The sequence below is a fragment of the Vibrio diazotrophicus genome (assembly GCF_038452265.1).
GTDB classification, from domain to species: Bacteria; Pseudomonadota; Gammaproteobacteria; order Enterobacterales; family Vibrionaceae; genus Vibrio; species Vibrio diazotrophicus.
Window position 1 is genome coordinate 1382859 of record NZ_CP151842.1, and the last position, 19037, is coordinate 1401895.

At 43.1% G+C, this 19037-nt stretch carries 23 protein-coding genes; 16 read left to right on the top strand and 7 right to left on the bottom strand.

Going from position 1 to position 19037, the window contains the following annotated elements; genetic code table 11:
- Positions 1 to 12 precede the first annotated feature (12 nt).
- From fliP to AAGA51_RS06260, 3 genes are read right to left on the bottom strand one after another with little or no spacing between them, the layout of a single operon-like run.
- A complete protein-coding gene (gene fliP / locus AAGA51_RS06250) occupies positions 13 to 771 on the bottom strand; it encodes a flagellar type III secretion system pore protein FliP (protein WP_042488780.1) in 759 nt (252 codons plus the stop codon).
- Positions 772 to 786: 15 nt separating this feature from the next.
- Positions 787 to 1152, bottom strand: coding sequence for a flagellar motor switch protein FliN (gene fliN / locus AAGA51_RS06255; RefSeq protein ID WP_042488777.1), 366 nt, complete (start codon positions 1150 to 1152; stop codon positions 787 to 789).
- Positions 1153 to 1155: 3 nt separating this feature from the next.
- On the bottom strand, positions 1156 to 1968 hold the full coding sequence (locus AAGA51_RS06260) for a FliM/FliN family flagellar motor switch protein (protein WP_042488774.1): 813 nt from the start codon (positions 1966 to 1968) through the stop codon (positions 1156 to 1158).
- 642 nt (positions 1969 to 2610) lie between these two features.
- On the opposite strand from AAGA51_RS06260, the gene AAGA51_RS06265 reads away from it, so the two are divergent.
- The 8 genes from AAGA51_RS06265 to fliJ are packed head-to-tail and all read left to right on the top strand — an operon-like array spanning position 2611 to position 10433.
- Positions 2611 to 3435 (top strand): OmpA family protein, encoded by an 825-nt coding sequence (locus tag AAGA51_RS06265; RefSeq protein WP_217995519.1) that lies wholly within the window; start codon positions 2611 to 2613, stop codon positions 3433 to 3435.
- On the top strand, positions 3435 to 4766 hold the full coding sequence (locus AAGA51_RS06270; protein ID WP_042488771.1) for a sigma-54-dependent transcriptional regulator: 1332 nt from the start codon (positions 3435 to 3437) through the stop codon (positions 4764 to 4766). The genes AAGA51_RS06265 and AAGA51_RS06270 overlap by 1 nt, the downstream gene beginning before the upstream one ends.
- Positions 4767 to 4780: 14 nt before the next feature.
- The gene (gene fliE / locus AAGA51_RS06275) at positions 4781 to 5137 is read left to right on the top strand and encodes a flagellar hook-basal body complex protein FliE (protein ID WP_042488766.1); all 357 of its coding nucleotides are present in this window, start codon (positions 4781 to 4783) and stop codon (positions 5135 to 5137) included.
- A 3-nt stretch (positions 5138 to 5140) separates the two neighbouring features.
- Positions 5141 to 6889 carry a flagellar basal-body MS-ring/collar protein FliF gene (fliF, locus tag AAGA51_RS06280; protein WP_042488764.1) on the top strand — a complete coding sequence of 583 codons (1749 nt, stop codon included), beginning with the start codon at positions 5141 to 5143 and terminating at the stop codon, positions 6887 to 6889.
- Positions 6852 to 7871 carry a flagellar motor switch protein FliG gene (locus AAGA51_RS06285; RefSeq protein ID WP_042488762.1) on the top strand — a complete coding sequence of 340 codons (1020 nt, stop codon included), beginning with the start codon at positions 6852 to 6854 and terminating at the stop codon, positions 7869 to 7871. The genes fliF and AAGA51_RS06285 overlap by 38 nt, the downstream gene beginning before the upstream one ends.
- 3 nt (positions 7872 to 7874) lie before the next feature.
- Complete coding sequence (fliH, locus tag AAGA51_RS06290; RefSeq protein WP_042488760.1) at positions 7875 to 8618, top strand: flagellar assembly protein FliH; 744 nt, start codon at positions 7875 to 7877, stop codon at positions 8616 to 8618.
- Positions 8608 to 9957 (top strand): flagellar protein export ATPase FliI, encoded by a 1350-nt coding sequence (gene fliI, locus AAGA51_RS06295; RefSeq protein ID WP_042488756.1) that lies wholly within the window; start codon positions 8608 to 8610, stop codon positions 9955 to 9957. The genes fliH and fliI overlap by 11 nt, the downstream gene beginning before the upstream one ends.
- Positions 9958 to 9992: 35 nt before the next feature.
- A complete protein-coding gene (gene fliJ, locus AAGA51_RS06300) occupies positions 9993 to 10433 on the top strand; it encodes a flagellar export protein FliJ (protein ID WP_042488753.1) in 441 nt (146 codons plus the stop codon).
- Between the two features lie 94 nt (positions 10434 to 10527).
- Here fliJ and AAGA51_RS06305 read toward each other — a convergent pair whose 3' ends face one another.
- From AAGA51_RS06305 to flgA, 4 genes are all read right to left on the bottom strand, one after another.
- Positions 10528 to 11151 carry a lytic transglycosylase domain-containing protein gene (locus AAGA51_RS06305; protein WP_042488750.1) on the bottom strand — a complete coding sequence of 208 codons (624 nt, stop codon included), beginning with the start codon at positions 11149 to 11151 and terminating at the stop codon, positions 10528 to 10530.
- A gap of 80 nt (positions 11152 to 11231) precedes the next feature.
- Positions 11232 to 11675 (bottom strand): flagellar export chaperone FlgN, encoded by a 444-nt coding sequence (gene flgN, locus AAGA51_RS06310; RefSeq protein WP_042488747.1) that lies wholly within the window; start codon positions 11673 to 11675, stop codon positions 11232 to 11234.
- A 12-nt stretch (positions 11676 to 11687) separates the two neighbouring features.
- Positions 11688 to 11966: a flagellar biosynthesis anti-sigma factor FlgM gene (gene flgM, locus AAGA51_RS06315; RefSeq protein ID WP_042488744.1), complete on the bottom strand. Its 279-nt coding sequence runs from the start codon at positions 11964 to 11966 to the stop codon at positions 11688 to 11690.
- 90 nt (positions 11967 to 12056) lie between these two features.
- The gene (gene flgA, locus AAGA51_RS06320) at positions 12057 to 12854 is read right to left on the bottom strand and encodes a flagellar basal body P-ring formation chaperone FlgA (protein ID WP_081878763.1); all 798 of its coding nucleotides are present in this window, start codon (positions 12852 to 12854) and stop codon (positions 12057 to 12059) included.
- Positions 12855 to 12933: 79 nt separating this feature from the next.
- Between flgA and flgB the strand changes: the two genes are divergently transcribed.
- Genes flgB through AAGA51_RS06360 form a run of 8 tightly spaced genes read left to right on the top strand, consistent with a single transcriptional unit; the run spans position 12934 to position 19034 of the window.
- Entirely contained in the window at positions 12934 to 13296 is a 363-nt protein-coding gene (gene flgB / locus AAGA51_RS06325) for a flagellar basal body rod protein FlgB (protein WP_042488741.1), read from the top strand.
- Between the two features lie 2 nt (positions 13297 to 13298).
- Positions 13299 to 13733, top strand: coding sequence for a flagellar basal body rod protein FlgC (gene flgC, locus AAGA51_RS06330; RefSeq protein ID WP_042488738.1), 435 nt, complete (start codon positions 13299 to 13301; stop codon positions 13731 to 13733).
- Positions 13733 to 14413, top strand: a complete 681-nt coding sequence (gene flgD, locus AAGA51_RS06335; protein ID WP_042488735.1) for a flagellar hook assembly protein FlgD — start codon at positions 13733 to 13735, stop codon at positions 14411 to 14413. Before flgC ends, flgD begins: the two co-directional genes overlap by 1 nt.
- Positions 14414 to 14440: 27 nt before the next feature.
- Positions 14441 to 15637, top strand: coding sequence for a flagellar hook protein FlgE (flgE, locus tag AAGA51_RS06340; RefSeq protein WP_042488731.1), 1197 nt, complete (start codon positions 14441 to 14443; stop codon positions 15635 to 15637).
- 25 nt (positions 15638 to 15662) lie between these two features.
- Positions 15663 to 16397, top strand: coding sequence for a flagellar basal-body rod protein FlgF (gene flgF, locus AAGA51_RS06345; RefSeq protein ID WP_042488728.1), 735 nt, complete (start codon positions 15663 to 15665; stop codon positions 16395 to 16397).
- 27 nt (positions 16398 to 16424) lie between these two features.
- Complete coding sequence (flgG, locus tag AAGA51_RS06350; RefSeq protein WP_042488725.1) at positions 16425 to 17210, top strand: flagellar basal-body rod protein FlgG; 786 nt, start codon at positions 16425 to 16427, stop codon at positions 17208 to 17210.
- Between the two features lie 28 nt (positions 17211 to 17238).
- A complete protein-coding gene (flgH, locus tag AAGA51_RS06355) occupies positions 17239 to 17910 on the top strand; it encodes a flagellar basal body L-ring protein FlgH (RefSeq protein ID WP_042488857.1) in 672 nt (223 codons plus the stop codon).
- Positions 17910 to 19034, top strand: coding sequence for a flagellar basal body P-ring protein FlgI (locus AAGA51_RS06360; protein ID WP_042488722.1), 1125 nt, complete (start codon positions 17910 to 17912; stop codon positions 19032 to 19034). Before flgH ends, AAGA51_RS06360 begins: the two co-directional genes overlap by 1 nt.
- The last annotated feature ends 3 nt before the right edge of the window (positions 19035 to 19037 follow it).

The following is a 19037-nucleotide window of genomic DNA, read 5'->3' on the forward strand; positions in this document are numbered from 1 at the left end:
ATAATCCTCAATTTATGGAGCGAAACTGGCGGAAAGAGTACCGACGGTCATTGCCCATCCATCCACGAGAACGAAAATAATTAGCTTAAATGGTAATGAAACAATAAGCGGGGATAGCATCATCATACCCATTGCCATCAATACACTGGCAATCACCAGATCAATGACCAAGAAAGGAATAAACAGCATAAATCCTATCTGAAAAGCAGTTTTCAACTCACTGATAACAAAAGCGGGCAGTACAACAGCAAAAGAAATGTCTTCTACGTTCTGATCTAACGGTTCATTAGCGATACGAAGCATTTGCTCGAGAGAGCTTTGATGTGTTTGAGCAAGCATAAAATGTCGTACAGGTTTTTCGGCAACAGAGAATGCTTGCATCAAGGTTATCTCACCTTGGTCGTAAGGCTTAAATGCGTGTTCATATACGTCAGTCCAGACGGGGCGCATTATGAGGATAGTAAGCGCGAGTGCTATACCAACTAATACACGATTGGGAGGGCTTTGTTGCAGACCAAGAGCCTGACGCAAAATAGCAAGCACAACAATAATACGCGTAAAGCTGGTAGCCATCATAATAAAGGCCGGTATAAAACTTAGCGCTGTCATCAACAACAGAATCTGCAGTTTTACACTGTATTCCTGTTGAGTATTGCCGTCAGTGACACTGAACATAGTAAGACCGTTTTCTGCTGCAAGCGTTGGCATCGATAACAATGACAGCAACAACACCATTATGCTTAAGCGGTATAAAGAAAGCGGCTTATTCATTTTTATAACCTGAGATTAACCAACGGATGTTAAAGCTGAATCAATCACGTCAATGAGACGCAGACCATACTTCTCATTTACGATAACGACTTCCGCATGGCCCAGTAATGAACCGTTCACTTTTACGTCTAAAGGCTCGCCATTTAGCTTATCCAATTCAATGACAGAGCCTTCACCCGCTTTCATTAAATCGCCTAAAGAAAGTTCTTTACTGGCAACCTCTAACGTTACGGTTACGGGAATATTTTTGAAAAAACTTAAATCCCTTTCGCTTTTGGGTGCTTCTTCATTTACAGCACTTTCTTCAGATTCATCGAGGTGAAATTGACCAAAATTCAGGTCATCGTCATCGAAGTTCAAAGCGTCCAAAGAGTCACTCATTTGTTAGGAATCCTTATCTTGGTTCAAAATTAAAACTAATTGCCCGTCTTGTTCTGCAACTCGACCAGTAAAGAGATTGGCATTGCCGATACTGACAGGAGGGGATGACAACAGATCGATGGGAAGTATGTCTTGCGGCGATAAACTTAATACTTCGCTTAGAGTCATGGTTTTCTTGCTCAAAAGAACATTGAGTCTCACTGGCGTAGTTTTTAGCGATTCATAAAACTGAGGCTTTAAGTTTTCGTTTGACTGCAAATCAAGCTGGTTGATCAGCGTTTGAACCAGGCGATTATCAAAGAATACAGCCAGCTCACCGTTATGTTCACCACTAGTCACACTCAAATCAGCCTTAATGCCTGTACCGAAAGCCACATCTTCTCCGCTGGTTCGCCACATTTCTTTTGGGGCTACCCATTGACTGATTAACTTGCCTATACGGTCTTGAAGACGTTTGTCACTACTAGTAATTACGGTTTGTTTACGTTCAATATCTGTGCCATAAAAACGGTCAGAAAATCTAATTAATGATTTGTCATCTAGATTGATAAATAAAGAGCCACCGCTTTCATGACTGTACTGAGAAACCGTTTTCATATTGAAGGATAAATTGCTTAATTCGAATATTTCAACCGACTTGATATTAATATCTATATATGGGCCACTCAGCCAAGATTGAAGTTCTGTAATTAGGCCATTGGTTGAGTCATTTATGATTTTTGCTAACTTTTCTCGGACGATATGAATTGGTTTGCCTAGTAATTCTACATTTAAAGGTTTTACATCGGTATTTAAATTTTCAATTAGTTCTGACATTTATATTTTACCGTTTCATGACAATTCATTTTTAGTCGTATTGAGCAGCATTCTAATCAATAAAACTAATATTTTTTTACCTATAAAAATCATATTTGTGATATTTATTCCAAAATGAATCTTGTGATGTTTTTCACTTATTTTTGGTGGTTAATTATTGATTTGATTGTGCAAATTCTGGGCGATTAATAATCTTTGGTTATCAATTTTTAGTGGGTTTTTGAATTAAGTTGTTGTAAATAAATGGATTGATGGCGGGGATTTAGATGGTTCCTAGTACAAGAACATACATAACAACGGCTTATGTTACGGTTGTTAAGGTTTCTAGGCGTTATGTATGGTTCGTTGTCTCTCCTAGGTTTTGCATGTCTAATAAAATAAAATTACGAGTATTTTATGAGAGGTAAAATGTGCATTTGTTCCAGTTTTCAATTTAAGTTTGAGTTAAATATATAAAGCTTTTGAAATATAGAAATCTTTATGTAAATTGTTTTTTTCTAATGAAATGTGTGTCAGAGTAGTGTCAGTTAAAGTTTTGAACGGCTATTTTTGGATGTTTGTAAAATGTTTCGCTCAGTTGTTTTCTTTTTAATTGTAGTTTTATCGTTCGAATCTTATGCGAATGAAAAAATTGAAGTGCCAATGGATATGTCTTCTTGGATCTATAAAGAGGAACCAACGGCTTGCAATTTAATTCATGCGGAAGTTCCGCAGGGGAAGTTTTATTTCCGCTCTGAGACAAATAATCAGGTCACATTTGAATATGAATTGGCGAATACATTGAATGTTTGGAAAACAGCGGAACTTTCTTTGTTGGAGCCGCCTTGGTCAGAACTGCATAAAGTCATTGAAATGAGTCAGGGATATAAGCGGGCAGCGTCTCACTTTTTATTTCGAGATCATATAAGCGAAACACTAAAGTCCGCAGAACAAGGAAAGTGGTTGCAGCTTTCACTTCATGACAGCTCTCGTTCAAAACGACTCGATATCATTGTTCCGACCATTCGGGCTCAATCTCCTATTGCTGAGTTTATCGAATGTAAGAATCGTCTGCCTTCAATGACGTATTCCGATGCGAAAGATACATTTATTTATTATCGAAGTGGCCAAAAAACACTGAGTCAAAACCAGCGTGCGCAGCTAAGCGCGTTGGCAGAATACATCCACTGGGACGCTTTGGTTACCAAGGTATTGATCGACGGCTATACAGACAGTGTCGGATCAAGGTTGGGTAACATTCAAATTTCAAAAGAACGTGCAGAAGAAGTGGCACAGTATTTGGATAAATTAGGTATAGGTAAAGAAAACATGCAGATACGAGCACATGGTTCCCGGTATCCGATGATGACTAACAACACAGAAAAGGGGCGTTCCAAAAACCGCCGCGTAATGATTCGCATCGTTAGAAATAACGAGACTGTTGTTAAAACACTCACCCAACACCAAGTAACCAGTGAAGGTCAGTAATGTCTACGTTAGATATATTATTAGTCGAGCCGAATGAGCTTTTGGCTCAATCTGTTATAGAAGTGTTGACTGACGCTGGTTATAACGTACGTCATGAACGCACAGGCCGAAACGCTCTACTACAGAGTCCGGCTTCAATTACAATCGTTAGCTCCAATTTATGTGATATTTCAGTACACGATTGGGTTGCATGCCATCAGAAGCAAAGTCGCTCTGGGGTTGCCATCGCGATTGTAGAACAAGATCAAGGTGTTTTGGCTGCCGAAACCATGAAGGCTGGCGCGACAGACTATTTGTTACGTCCGTTTGAATCCAATCAGCTTCTTAACCTAATTCATAGAGTTGAAGCTCTCAAAAAACCAATGGCTAACATTGTTGCAGAATCTTGGCGTAGTAAACAGGTTCTGCAGCTAGCTCACAGAGCAGCTTGTACAAACGCGAGTGTATTGATTACTGGTGAATCTGGTACAGGTAAAGAGGTTCTCGCTCGCTATGTTCATGAGCAATCATCAAGATCAAACGGGGCATTTGTTGGCGTTAACTGTGCTGCAATACCCGAATCAATGCTAGAAGCGGTTCTATTTGGTCACGTAAAAGGTGCGTTCACAGGTGCGTTGGCGTCGCAAAGTGGTAAATTCGAAGAGGCTAACGGAGGAACCATACTGCTGGACGAAATTGGAGAAATGTCCCCAGCAGTTCAGGCTAAACTTCTACGTGTACTTCAGGAGCGTGAAGTAGAAAGAGTGGGCAGTCACAAGGCTATTAAACTTGATATCCGTGTGATAGCTGCAACCAATAAAGATCTTCGAGAAGCCGTACAAAAGGGGCAGTTTCGCGAGGACTTATACTACCGCTTAGACGTATTACCTTTACATTGGCCTCCGCTACGTGAACGTAAAGAGGACATACTTCCAATTAGTCAGTTCTTTATCAAAAAATATCAGGAAGCAAGTTCTTGCTTTCTTTCTCAAGACGCCAAAATAGCGCTCAGTCAATACGACTGGCCAGGCAATATACGCGAACTTGAAAATGTAATTCAACGTGCTTTAGTCATGCGTCACGGAGACTATATTACTGCGCAGGACCTCATGCTTCCCGTTGAAGTCAGTTCAATAAACCATAGTTCTACATCAGATCAAACGTTTGGTCACGTTGAAGCAAAAAAACAGGCTGAGTATCAATACATATTAGAAAAGTTACGTCAGTTCGGTGGCAACCGAACCAAGACAGCTAGCGCGTTAGGTGTTTCAACCCGAGCATTACGATACAAATTGGCGGCAATGAGAGATCAAGGTATTGATCTTCAGTCAATACTTGGCTCAGCGGCATAAAAAGGAGAATAGAAATGGCAGATTTACCTTTTGGGAATGTAATGTCAGCCGAGCAATTGATGCTCACGAAAATGGATGCAATGCGAATACAAGCCTCTCCAGAGTTTGTCGTGACTGCTAACCCTGTTGATATTCATACCGTAAATGAACCTATGTCGTTTTCAACTGCAATGACGGATGTACTTAACAAAGTTAATGATCATCAGTCGCTCGCAAGTAGCAAGATGACGGCGGTAGAAACCGGGGAAAGTGATGATCTGGTGGGCGCAATGATTGCGAGCCAGAAAGCGAGTCTGTCATTCAATGCATTATTGCAGGTACGCAATAAAGTGGTTGGTTCATTTGAAGATATTATGAAAATGCCGGTGTAAAACATGTCTGAACTTCAAACTCAAACGGCTGGTGCGCTTAGCCTCAGTTCTAATCAGCCAAGAGCCTCTTCAGCGAAAGGAATGGACGACTTTGGTAATAAGCTAAAGCAGCTATGGTCAAGCAGTCAGCGAAATTTAGTACTGTCTGCGGTGCTGGCTGCCATTGTTGCGGCTTTAATTGTTGTTGCGTTGTGGAGTTCATCACAAGGCTTTCGCCCTTTATACGGGCACAACGAGCAATTCGATGTAGGCGAAGTTGTATCGGTACTGGAAGCTGAAGGTATCGATTACCGTTTGCAGGACCAAAACGGACAAGTTTTGGTCTCTGAAGATGAAGTAGCACGAGCGCGTATGCTATTAGCTGCTAAAGGTATTAAAGCTAAACTTCCTACTGGCCTTGATTCACTTAAAGAGGACAGCTCATTAGGAACGAGCCAGTTTATGGAAACGGCTCGATATCGTCACGGATTAGAAGGTGAATTGGTTAGGACAATTATTGCATTAAATGCCGTTTCTAATGCTCGTGTTCATTTAGCGATTCCTCGCCAAACATTGTTTGTGCGTCAACAAGGTGAAGCACCATCAGCCTCTGTCATGGTTGAGTTAAAACCTGGGTCAGATTTAAAACCAGAGCAGGTTGAAGCCATTGTGAATCTGGTCGTTGGTAGCGTCATCGGTATGAAACCAGAATCGGTATCTGTTATTGATCAATATGGTCGCTTACTAAGTGCTGACGTCGGCTCGACTGAATCTGGCAAAGTAAATGCCAAATATCTTGAGTACCAGAGAAATGTTGAACAGCAGATTATCAAACGTGCTGCTGACATGTTGACGCCTATATTGGGTTCAAGCAACTTTCGTGTTCAGGTCGCTGCGGATATGGATTTTAGCCGAGTAGAGGAAACCCAAGAAATCCTAGATAACAATCCAGTCGTCAGTAACGAACATACAGTTCATGATAATTCGATTGATCAGATTGCTCTTGGTGTGCCAGGGTCGTTAAGTAACCAACCTCCGGTTACGGGTGAGCAACCCACTCAGGACAGTCAAAACACAAATGCACGCGCAGAAATTAAACGTCAGTATGCTGTGGGTTCAAGTGTAAGAAGAACACAGTTTCAACAGGGACAGATTAAGAAACTCAATGTATCTGTATTGTTGAATTCTGTGGTAGCTCCAGATGGGAGTGCTTGGACTAATCAAGAGAAATCAGAGCTTTCTGAAATGATTATGGAAGCGGTCGGCATCAATGCTGAGCGCGGTGATAGCTTCAGTTTAAGTAGCTTTAACTTTACACCAATAGAGATCGAAGCTCCGCCAGAAATACCTTGGTGGCAGGACCCAACCATTCAACAACCGCTACGTTACGTTATAGGTGGAATGTTAGGTTTGGCCATGATTATGTTTGTTCTACGACCATTGGTTATGCACCTAACCGGAGCAGACCGACGTAATCTGGAACTTGAAGTACCTTCATTGCTAGATGAACCGTCTTACGAAGATGTACAAACTAAGTCTGATCGTGAATATGAAGAAAATCTCAATCGACGATTAGCAGAAAAAGGCATTAGTACATCCAATGGATTAGATGTGAGTAGTGAACTATTACCACCTCCAGGTTCTCCATTAGAAATCCAATTGAAGCATCTGCAGCTTATCGCGAATGAAGAGCCGCAGCGTGTCGCCGAGATATTGAAACAGTGGGTAAATGTGAATGAGCACAGCACAGTCAATGCAGAACCAAGAGCTTGAATACGTAGAGCAAACAGCGTTAGTGCTGTTGGGGATGGGTGAAGACGCCGCAGCCAAAGTGCTACGTCATTTCTCTCGAGACGAAACACAACGTGTCACTCGCGCTATGGCGAAGTTGAGTGGTATTAAAAGCGAAAAAGCGAAAAATGTCATACAGAAGTTTTTCGAAGATTTTCGCCAGCACAGTGGTATACGTGGTGCATCGAAAGATTACTTGTCTAATACCCTTCGTAAAGCGTTGGGTAACGATTTAGCCAAGGGATTATTAAATGATCTTTATGGTGATGAGATTCGCAATAATATGCAGCGTCTGCAATGGGTAGATTCCGAGATACTTGCCCGTTTTATTGCAAACGAGCACCCACAAATGCAAGCCATATTCCTTGCCTATTTGCCACCAGAGAGTTCTTCTGCGGTTTTAAAAAGTTTACCTCAGGATTACCACGATGAATTATTGTTCCGAATTGCACGCATTCAAGATATCGACCATCAGGTGGCTGGTGATTTGAACGAACTGATTGAGCGTTGTATTGAGCAAATCTCAGTGACGCAAAGTGCACCTTTGTCAGGCGTTAAGCAAGTCGCTGACATCATTAACCGTTTTGATGGTGATAGAGCGTCATTGATGGAGATGCTTCGTTTACACGACGAAGATGTGGTTAATGAAATTGAACAAAATATGTTTGATTTCATGGTGTTGGGGCGTCAAAGCGAAGACACCATGGATCGTCTGGTTCAACAAATACCGATGGAACTTTGGGCGGCCGCACTTAAAGGCGCCGAAATTACGTTGCAGCAAGCGATTAAGCGTTCCATGCCTCAACGTATGATTAAGACTCTCGAAGATGAGATGCAAGTGCGTGGAGCGATTCCTCGCAGTCGTGTAGAAAGTGCTCGTCAGGAAATTATGCAGACTGTTCGTGAACTCAATGAAATGAATGAGATTGATCTGCAGCTCTATCAGGAACCGACGGTGGAGTAAGTCATGAATAAAAAAAAGGTCATGCGCCTTCCTTCCGATAGCTATCGGGTTCATCGTTTTCCACCGCTGGCACAGCCAATACAGGGAAATGATGAATTCGTTTCTGAGAAAGAAACTCAAGGTTTGAAAGCAGATGTACAACAACAGCTAGAAGTAGGCTTTCAGCAGGGTCTGCAGCAAGGCTTTGATGAAGGCTTACGACAAGGAATTGAACAGGGAAAACAGCAGGGTGCAGTTGAAGGTCAGAAAGAGGGCTTTCAGAAAGGATTTCTTAACGGTGAGCAGTCAGGAAAAAAACTGTTTGCAGAAGCAGCTAAGCCAGTTAATGAGATATTGAAATCATTATCGCAGTGGCAGATTGAGCAGGAGCAGCAACAGCGCCACATTATTTGCGAACTGGTACAAAAAGTCGCCCAGCAAGTTATTCGTGCAGAACTCACGTTAATGCCGCAACAAATTCTGTCATTGGTTGATGAAACGCTACAAGCGATGCCAGGTAAACCTCAAAGGGTCGTTATACATTTAAATCCTCAAGATTTGGAGCGCATCAAGCAGGTGAGTACTGAACTACCAGACGATTGGAAGCTGATTGCCAATAAAGACTTACCCGTTGGAGGTTGTCATTTGGTGACTGATGACGCCGAAGCAGATGTCAGTTGCGACTCGAGGTTAGAGTCATGCATGGACAACGTGAAACAGCACTTACTTGAAGAATCGTCTGAATCTGAGAACCAATATGAGCAATAATGTTCGAACTCATAGTTTTTTATCAGAACGTCTTAATGATGCAATTGCTTCCCTAGATGCCATACCTGTGGCACGGGTTACTGGTAGATTGGTCAAAGTTAATGGATTAATGCTCCAAGCGGTCGGTTGTCGTTTTAAATTGGAGCAACGTTGTATGGTTGAGACCGCTGAAGGAAGCATGATTGAGGCTCAGGTTGTGGGTTTTGATCATAACGTGGCTTATTTAATGCCCATAAGACGCCTTGGTGGATTGTTCGCAGGAGCGAAAGTTGTCCCTTTGGAAGGGGACAGCACTGTTCAAATGAGCAATCAATGGCTTGGACGTGTCGTAAATGGCTTGGGTGAAGCGCTTGATGGTGGACCTGAGTTACGTGGTGGTGAACGAATCTCTTTAGAGGCAAATCCGATCAACCCGTTAAAACGTAGGCCTGTTGATACGCCATTAGATGTTGGCGTGAAAACAATTAACGGACTTCTAACCGTCGGTAAAGGACAACGTATTGGTTTGATGGCTGGCAGTGGCGTTGGTAAAAGTGTTTTATTAGGCATGATCTCTCAAAACACTCAGGCTGATGTTATTGTCGTTGGACTTATTGGTGAGAGGGGAAGGGAGGTTCGTGAGTTTATTGAGCGAAATCTTACCGAAGAAGCCCGTCAAAAAGCGATTATTATCGCGGCTCCTGCTGATGAATCGCCACTCATGAGATTACGTGCAACATTACTTTGTCACCGTGCTGCTGAATATTTTAGGGATAAAGGCAAAGATGTACTTCTGATGATGGATTCGTTAACGCGATACGCTATGGCACAAAGGGAAATATCACTCTCTTTAGGTGAACCGCCGGCGTCTCGAGGATATCCACCTTCTGTTTTTAGCGTACTGCCCCAATTGCTAGAGCGCGCTGGTAACAGCGAAAATCAGGAAGGCAGTTTAACAGCTATTTATACCGTCTTGGCAGAAGGAGATGACCAGCAAGATCCTGTGGTCGACTCTGCTAGAGCTATTCTCGATGGGCATGTGGTACTTTCTCGCCAATTGGCGGAACAAGGCCATTACCCTGCAATTGATGTCAATGCGTCAATCAGTCGGTGTATGTCATCCTGTACCCAAGAGGCGCACCAAACCGTAGCAAATCAATTCCGTCAGTTATATTCGAATTATCTGCAAGTTAAAGAACTATTGCCTCTTGGTGGATATCAACCCGGACAAGATCCCGACTTAGATCGTGCTGTTGCTATGTACCCGAGTTTAAGCGCTTATCTGCAGCAGTCAGCTCACGAGTCGGTGAGTTATGAGGAAAGTTTGACACAATTGGCGACTCTGTTTCAGGGGCGCTGATTCTATAAATTTTGAGGTTGTTTAGGTAAGCGGTTATGAAAAATAAAATCCGGGCAGTTGGCAAATTGCAGCAAGTAGAGGAACAAAAGCGTGACCGTATTGGTCAGCGACTGGATTCAATGCGTCAACAGCATCAGCATTTAACACATCAGCTGGAACTCTTAAGCCACTTAAAATCTGCTACATGTCAGTCAACCTTTGGTGCTTTGACACTTAACAGCGCAATATTAATGAACTTAAATCGTGTAGATATCATGCTGCACAAAATGCTATGTCACCATGAAGAAGAGCAAGCGGTGATGGAAGCGGAATGTAATTCTGTACAGGAAGTATTAGAGCATAAACATGCGCGTGTGAAAGGATTAGAACAAGTGTTAGATCGCTGGAAGAAAAAGCAAAGTTATGAAAAAGCGCGCAAAGAGCAAAAACACATAGAAGATATTATAAACTCACGCCTTCGTTACAAAACTCTGTAATGTTAACTTCATTTTGATTGCCAAGTACTGATTGCTCACCATTCAACGAGAATGTGTACAAATCATGATTGATCATTTAATCAGATTACACTCATTACAACTGAATGAGAGGTGGCAGAGGTTGCAGGTTAATAATAGGCTGAGCATTTAGCTGATTATTAGAGCTAAACAACATAAGTGGTTGAAATGAGCTTTGGTTTATCGAAGAAACAGTAACCAGATTTGCGAGCGCATAAAAACGGTGAACATACTGGATGGTTTCTTGTGGCAAACGTAATTTTTGAAACTCGTTACTGCCAGCTTGCTTTATCGCTCTCTCTACACGTCCTTCTCCGGCATTGTATGCGGCTAGTGTCAGCGTTAAGTTCCCGTCAAACTTTTTGTAAAGAAACTTCAGATAACGTAGTGCTGCGCCAGTACTGGCAGAAATATTTAGCCGTTGATCATTCGGGGTTGTGGTGAGGCCGAAACGTTGCGCAGTCGCGGGCATTAATTGCCATAATCCACGCGCACCTGCATGTGATATCGCCTGTGCGTTGTATGAAGATTCAAGCATGGGTAATAAGACCAATTGTTTAGGTAACGAATAATGTTCCAATTGGCCTAGAATAAGTTCGGTAATAGGTTGATGAGCCTGTATGCGTGAACGTATCTGGTTTTTATATGGCAGCAAAAGAAGCTGTTGATTCTCCACTTCTTTGGTAAAGGTTTGTGCCATACACACGCTACTACTGAATAACAGGGCTAATCCAGTCGCTATCAGACGCCTTTTATTTAACGATAACCTACGCTTGTTTATCATAATGCTTCGGTTAGTCGCTCTTCGTATGTAACAGACGTCTGAGTAAGTTCGGTTAAAAGCTCATGGAAAGCTGCAGAACTTTGACCGTTTTCTTGATTGAGCTTGCGACATTGTTCTATCACAGAATTAAGCGATTTCCACTGAGTGGCGAATCGACCTCTTACGCTTTCTGGTAATGCATTTAAAATACGAACCACGGATTGAGAGTTATTGGGTAAGCCTAAACTTCTAAGACATTGAGTTCGTTGTGATGCGTTTTTATTTAATCGATTGAGTAAAGGAACTTGCTGCTTAAGGTTTTTCGCCAGTTCATCTCCTTTAAACTCAAGATACAGTAATCTTTGCTCTATGATGAGCGTATGAAGCAGACCATAAAGTTTTAGATCTTCACTAATCGTTGCCATAAAAGCCTGAATGTGTTGCCCACGGTTACTTGACATGAGGACTCCTTATTACTCGTGTCCTGTGTGAAACTGCATCATAGCCTGAGACAAAGCTTTGCTATCCAGTTCAAGTTTGCCATTCGCGAGTGCTTCACGGACTCGTGCTACTTTTTCGATATCCACATCTGAAAGTGCAGCCATTGCCATTTGTGCTTTTTCCAAGGCAACCGTATTGGCGTTCATTTCAGGTTCACTTGTTTTGGTCTGTGGACTTGATTCAACTGGCTTTTTAGCTTGTTGCAGCGTTGGTTGCTGGACGTGAGCGCCCGAAACTTTATCGATTTTCATGCTTTGACTCTTGGCTTAAATTTCGTTGTTACTATTAGTAGGCGACAACGGTTTTTAATTCATTAAATAAAAAACGAAAATTTTTTAAATTTAGAATTGTGTTTGAACTTGGTTTAATCCAGTGACTACAGCGTGAATTACGGTATGAGATGAACTATTTTGCACTTCTATTTGCTCTCCTAATCCACCATCTTCTAATGCGACACCTTGTGTCGATGCATTAACCCCGTTTTTAGATGCGATGATGATAACTTCATTACCTTTGGTAACGATTGGAGGAGCAGTCACAAGAGTGGGTTCTAAAATTTGTCCGACACGCATACGACGCATCGCTTGTTTGCCAATCGCATCGGATAGTTTGGTAAAGAAATCATCTTGATGCGTCAGAGTTCGCATTTCCATTTTAAGCATTGAAGCATCAATTTTTTGATCTCGGGACAAAGGCGTACTCACCACAACAACGGGGAGTGATAACGAAGCTTTTATGGTGACGTTTATGCTCCAACTAGAGTTATCGTCATAACAATCAACAGACCGTTTTAAATTGCCAACCGGAAGTAATTGGTTGTCTTGACCAGAAATAACCAGAGGGGTTTCACAAACTTTGAGATGTTTAACTGAGCCAGGAATCCACATCTGCCATTGAGGTTGAAAATTCTGCCACTCTCTTTGTTTCGCTAATAGCGCCAATTCTTTATCAAGATGGTTTTCTATGACCTGCTGTAACGCCTGTTCTGTCATGTTGTTTGCTTGGGTGGCGCCACTCACGATGAGCAAGCTTATTAAGATTAGAAACTTATTAAAAATAGAGGAAATATACACTTCCTCCTTCCTGTAATTTGCTTCCGATGGGCGGAAGCTGCTCTTCCTTGCTTTAATGTAAGTCATTGAATTTAATTGATAATTTATGTGGCATGCATCTTGTTATATGTATCTGAAGTGTAAGGCAATCAGCAAGGACAATAGCATGGCTATTTCATTTGAAACCGCGTTAGGCGTACATCCCGATGCGCTTAACTTTCGCGTTCAGCGTACCAAAGTTCTCGCGGGTAACCTAGCGAATGTTGACACTCCGGGATATTTGGCAAAGGACTTGAGTTTTACAACCGTCATGAATTCTGTCAGTAAGTTGGGCGTTGATCCTTCGATACCCTCTCTTCGTGTTGAGAGCCAATATTCAATTCCTTATCAGAATAGTAAAAATGGTAATACCGTCGAACTGGGTGTGGAACAAGGCAAGTTTGCTCAGAACAACATGGATTTTCAAACAAGCCTGACGTTTCTCAATATGAAATTTCAGGGCTTAGCTAAAGCAATTGAAGGACGCTAATCATGTCATTTACTGATATTTATTCGATAGCGGGTTCGGCAATGAATGCACAGACTGTTCGCTTGAATACAGTTGCCAGTAACTTGGCGAATGCGGACGCAGTATCTGCAAACCCGAATGATGCCTATAAAGCTTTGAAGCCAGTTTTTGCGACTGTCTATAACAAGACTCAACTCACCGCCAGCCACAATGATTACCCGAGTGCAGAAGTTCGCATTGTTGATGTCGTTCAAGCGCAGGGACAAGCAGAAAAACGTTTTGAGCCTAATAGTCCATTGGCTGATATAGACGGTTATGTCTACTACCCAGACATCGATGTTGTGGCAGAAATGGCTGACATGATGTCAGCAACACGCAGTTTTGAAACCAATGTTGAAGTACTCACCAACGTAAAAAGTATGCAGCAAGGGCTGTTGAAACTAGGGCAGGGTAGCTAATGACAATTGCAAGCTATACAGCACTTTCTGGTGACACTACAGGTAGTGCAACAATGACAAATACAAGCGTGAGTAGTAACTCTCTGGACGCAAATAGCGCTACGTCACTTGAAAATGAGTTTATCAGTTTGATGGTTGCTCAGATCCAAAATCAGGATCCGCTAAACCCAATGGATGGTACTGAATATGTTGGTCAGTTAGCCCAGTTTTCTCAAGTTCAAAGTATGGAAAACATGTCCAGCGTACTGCAGAACAACACAGTATTGCTGGATAACATGCAGGTGCTATCGACCGCAGGGTTAGTAGGTCAGACCGTTTATATTTCAGGTAATGAGTTTGAGCTTGATGAAAATCCACAGAAAGGAAAAGTCGAGCTCAATTACGCTTCTAGCCAAGTTAACTTAATCGTTACAGACCAGTATGGAGAAACAGTGAAAGTGCCACTGGGTGCTCATCCTGCTGGTGAAGTTGAATTTTCAATAGACCCTGAAGCGTTAGGACTAACCGCCGGTAAATATAACGTTACCGTGCAAGTACAAGATGGCCTGCCAACACCGAATGTGTTGCTGGCTGGTGAAGTGGAACAAATTCGTATCCCCGCTTCAGGCGGCTCTGCAATGGTCAATGTCGCTGGTGTAGGTAGCGTACCTTTTTATCAAATTACTCAATTTGGCGCTTAACGCCTTATAAGGAAACTGAGGTTATTTATGAGTTTTAATATTGCTCTTAGTGGCTTGGATGCAACCAATACTGAACTAAACACAATCAGCCATAACATTGCCAATGCGTCAACGTATGGATTTAAGGGTGCGAGGACTGAATTTGCAGCTGTTTATAATGGTCTACAGCCAGGTGGCGTAGAGGTTGCAGCCACTTCACAGGATTTTGATACAAATGGGTCTGTAACAAACACTGGCCGAGCAATGGATTTGGCGATTAACGGCGGTGGTTTCTTTGTGACACAAGATTCTGCGGGTCAGATTCAATACACGCGTTCTGGTGTCTTCGGAACCGATAAGAACAACAATGTTGTTAGCAATACGGGTGCTGCGCTACAGGGTTACAGCGTAGATGCCAATAACACACTTATGAGCGGATCTGTTGGTGATATAAAAATTCGCACATCTTCATTGGCGGCGAAGGCGACTGATTCACTTGAATTTGTTTCCAATTTCAACGCCAGTGCAGGCGTAATTGATCAAGCGGTATATCCGTTTGATGTTACCGATCCTAATTCATTTAATTCTTCATACACCTCCAAAGTTTATGATTCTCTCGGCAACAGCCATACGGTTACACAGTACTTTACCAAAACTGCAGATAATACCTGGGAAGTGAATGTTCAAGTGGATGGCAGCGCTACACCAGTAACAACACAAGCAGTGACTTTTAATACTGACGGAACATTGTTATCACCTACTGGCACATATAACGTTGCTTTCCCTGCCGCGGGTGCTAACGCGATGAGTATTGACATCAGTATGACGGGTAGTACGCAGTTTGGTGCGGAGTTCAGTGTTAGTACCAATAACCCTAACGGCTATACCTCAGGTGAACTCAGTGGTGTGCGTATTGAAGACAACGGCATGGTGTATGCCACATACACAAATGGCGAATCTCAATTACAGGGACAAGTTGTGTTAGCCAACTTTGCTAACCCGCAAGGCTTAGCAAAAGTGAGTGGTACCGCTTGGACGCAAAGTTTCAGTTCAGGTGCTCCGATTATTGGCGTACCGGGTACGGGTACTTTAGGTGATTTATCTGCAGGTGCTCTGGAAGGCTCAAATGTCGATTTGACTGGAGAGTTGGTCAGTCTGATGACGGCTCAGCGTAACTATCAGGCAAACGCAAAGACCATCTCAACAGAAGATAAGCTTACTCAGGCGTTATTCAACGCAATCTAGTTAATGAATTTCAACAGGATCATAAATGGATAGTTTGCTATACACCGCGACTTCTGGAGCCAGCCGAGTACTTAAAGCTCAGCACGTACGTTCAAATAACTTATCAAACGCAGATACTTCGGGTTTTCGTGCGGATATGGAACGCGTCAGCAGTGTGCCGCTAAAAGGTTCAGGGTATGACGGACGAACCATGGTTGTAACCAACTCTGCTTCTACGCGTTTTGACAGTGGTGACATCGTTAGAACTGGACGGTCACTTGATGTTGCCATCATGGGAGATGGTTATTTAACCGTTGAATCTCCAGATGGCGGCGAAGCTTATACACGAGCGGGCAATATGGCTGTCGATACCAATGGTGCCCTGAGCATTAACGGGTTTGCAGTATTAGATGATGGTGGCGCGCCAATTGTCCTGCCTGAATATGAAAAAGTGGAAGTTAGTGAGCGCGGAGTTATTTCTGTCACACCTCCTGGAGGCGGTGCTGAAATCAACGTTGGGACACTCAAACTGGTGAACCCGGCGGATGGCCAACTGCAAAAGGAAAGTGACAGTTTATTGCATACCACTGATGGCACAGTGTTAGCGGTAGATGCAACGATACAACTTAATCCTGAACATATTGAAGGAAGTAATGTTTCGGCAATTGACGAGTTACTGAGTGTTATGTCTTTAACTCGTAATTTTGAAATGCAAGTGCGCATGATGAAAACCGCAGAAACATTGGCTCAAGCCGGAAATAAATTAGTAAGCGCGCGATAAATGTCGGCGTTGTAAGGAGAATCTTTAATGCATTCAGCACTATGGGTCAGTAAAACTGGCATGGCGGCTCAAGATACTAAGATGACCGCTATTTCAAACAATCTCGCGAACGTGAACACGGTTGGTTTTAAACGTGATCGTGTTGTTTTTGAAGACTTGTTTTACAGCATTCAACGTCAGCCCGGCGCTCAGGTTGATCAGGTAAACCAGCTTCCAACGGGTGTTCAGTTAGGTAGCGGCGTACGCGTAGTGGGTACGCAAAAAGTCTTCACTCAGGGTAATACTCAGAACACAGGTCAGGAAATGGACCTCGCTGTCATGGGGCAGGGTTTTTTCCAGATCGAAAATTCTGACGGCCAAATCATGTACAGCAGAAATGGTCAGTTCCATGTGAACTCTGAAGGTTTGATAGTGAACAGTCAGGGTTTGCCTTTGCAACCACAAATACAGATCCCAGAGGATGCGACATCTTTGTCGATTGGTGTTGACGGCACAGTCACTACAACAAGTGCAACGGATTCTACACCACAGACGTTAGGGCAAATTACGCTGGCAAGGTTTATTAACCCGGCAGGCTTAGAAGCATTAGGTGGAAACCTCTTCCGTGAAACGGATGCTAGTGGTCAGGCTGAGGAACTTGTTGCTGGTGAAGATGGTGTAGGCAGCATTAAACAAGGTGTGCTCGAAGGTTCTAACGTTCAGGTTGTAGAAGAAATGGTAGACATGATCACCACACAACGAGCGTACGAGATGAATGCCAAAGTCGTATCTGCGGCTGATGACATGCTGAAGTATGTGTCACAGTCTGTGTAAGGAAGCATAGTTAATGAAACATAGAGTAATGACAAAGCTAAACACGGTCGGGTTATTGAGCGTTTTAATATTATCGGGTTGCGCTGGGCGGGATGAGTTTATTCCGCCATCACCCGATGATGAAAAATATGGGCCACCGGCTTTGGATTACTCTTTACCTACACCTCACTCAGGCAGTCTTTATCGCCACAACTACTCAATGACTCTATTTCAAGACCGCCGTGCTTATCGTGTCGGCGATGTTTTGACCGTACTTTTGTCGGAAGAAACAGAATCCAGTAAAAGTGCAGATACTAAATATGGAAAAACGTCGAGTGTTGGACTCGGTGTCCCCACAATAGGGAACAGCACATACGATCAATTTAGTGCATCTGTAGATGGTGAGCGAAAATTTGATGGCACAGCTTCTAGTTCTCAAGGTAATAAACTTGAAGGAGCAATAACGGTCACCGTCGGTGAGGTTCTTCCTAATGGAGTATTAAGAATCCGCGGAGAAAAATGGCTTCGATTGAATCAGGGGGATGAGTTTATTCGTCTGACCGGAATCGTCCGTGTCGAAGATATTACACGTAGTAATCAAGTCTCTTCTCAACGCATTGGTGATGCAAGAATTACCTATTCAGGCCGTGGCGCACTGGCTGACAGTAACGCGTCCGGTTGGTTGACGCAGTTCTTTAATAGTCCATGGATGCCGTTTTAATGAAACAACACAATATATTTTTCACAACAGTATTACTGGTACTGTTTTTGGGTTCGTTCCCTACCGCGCGAGCTGAAACTCAAATTGCATTAATGGACTTGGTAGATGTTCAGGGAATACGTGAAAACCAATTAGTTGGTTACGGAATGGTTGTTGGCTTAGATGGCAATGGTGACCGTAACCAAGTGAAGTTTACCGCTCAGTCCATTACAAACATGTTGCGTCAGTTTGGTGTACAACTCGATGAATCGACCAACCCCAAGTTGCGTAACGTGGCTTCAGTGAGTGTGACGGCGACAGTCAATCCAATGGCTGGACCGGGTCAGAAACTGGATATTGTTGTTGCATCCATCGGCGATGCCAAAAGCCTCAGAGGCGGGACGTTATTAATGACACCATTGCGCGGTGTTGACGGCGAAGTGTATGCCGTAGCGCAAGGTAATGTTGTGGTTGGCGGTGTGTCTGCCGAAGGTAGAAGTGGTTCAAAAATTACCATCAATACAGCAACCACTGGCAGAGTACCTAACGGTGCAACACTCGAACGAGAAATACCCACAGACTTTAATGAACAAGACAAAATCACTCTAAATCTACGTGAGCCTAGCTTTACGACCGCAAAAAATATTGTTCGTGAAATTAATAATACGTTTGGACCTAAGGTTGCGACGGCAATCAATAAGGGCAAAGTCGAAATGCGTGCCCCTAAGGATACCCAACAACGAGTGACTATGATGTCTATGTTAGAAGAGCTCAGTGTTACCGAAGGTCGTAAACCTGCACGAATCGTCTTTAACTCTCGCACTGGAACAGTCGTAATAGGTAAGAATGTGAAGGTGGGAGAGGCTGCTGTCAGTCACGGCAACTTAACGGTCAGTATTAACGAATCTCAACTGGTGAGTCAGCCAAATGCGTTTGCAGATTCAGGGCAAACGGAAGTTGTCCAGCAGTCGGATATTAATATTGATGAAATGAGAGCGAATATGATGATCTGGCCTGTGGGCACCGAACTCAACACCATAGTGAGTGCGGTAAACAGCCTCGGAGCGACACCCACTGATCTAATGTCGATATTGCAAGCCTTACATGAGGCTGGGGCATTAAACGCCGAGTTAGTCGTTATATAGGGA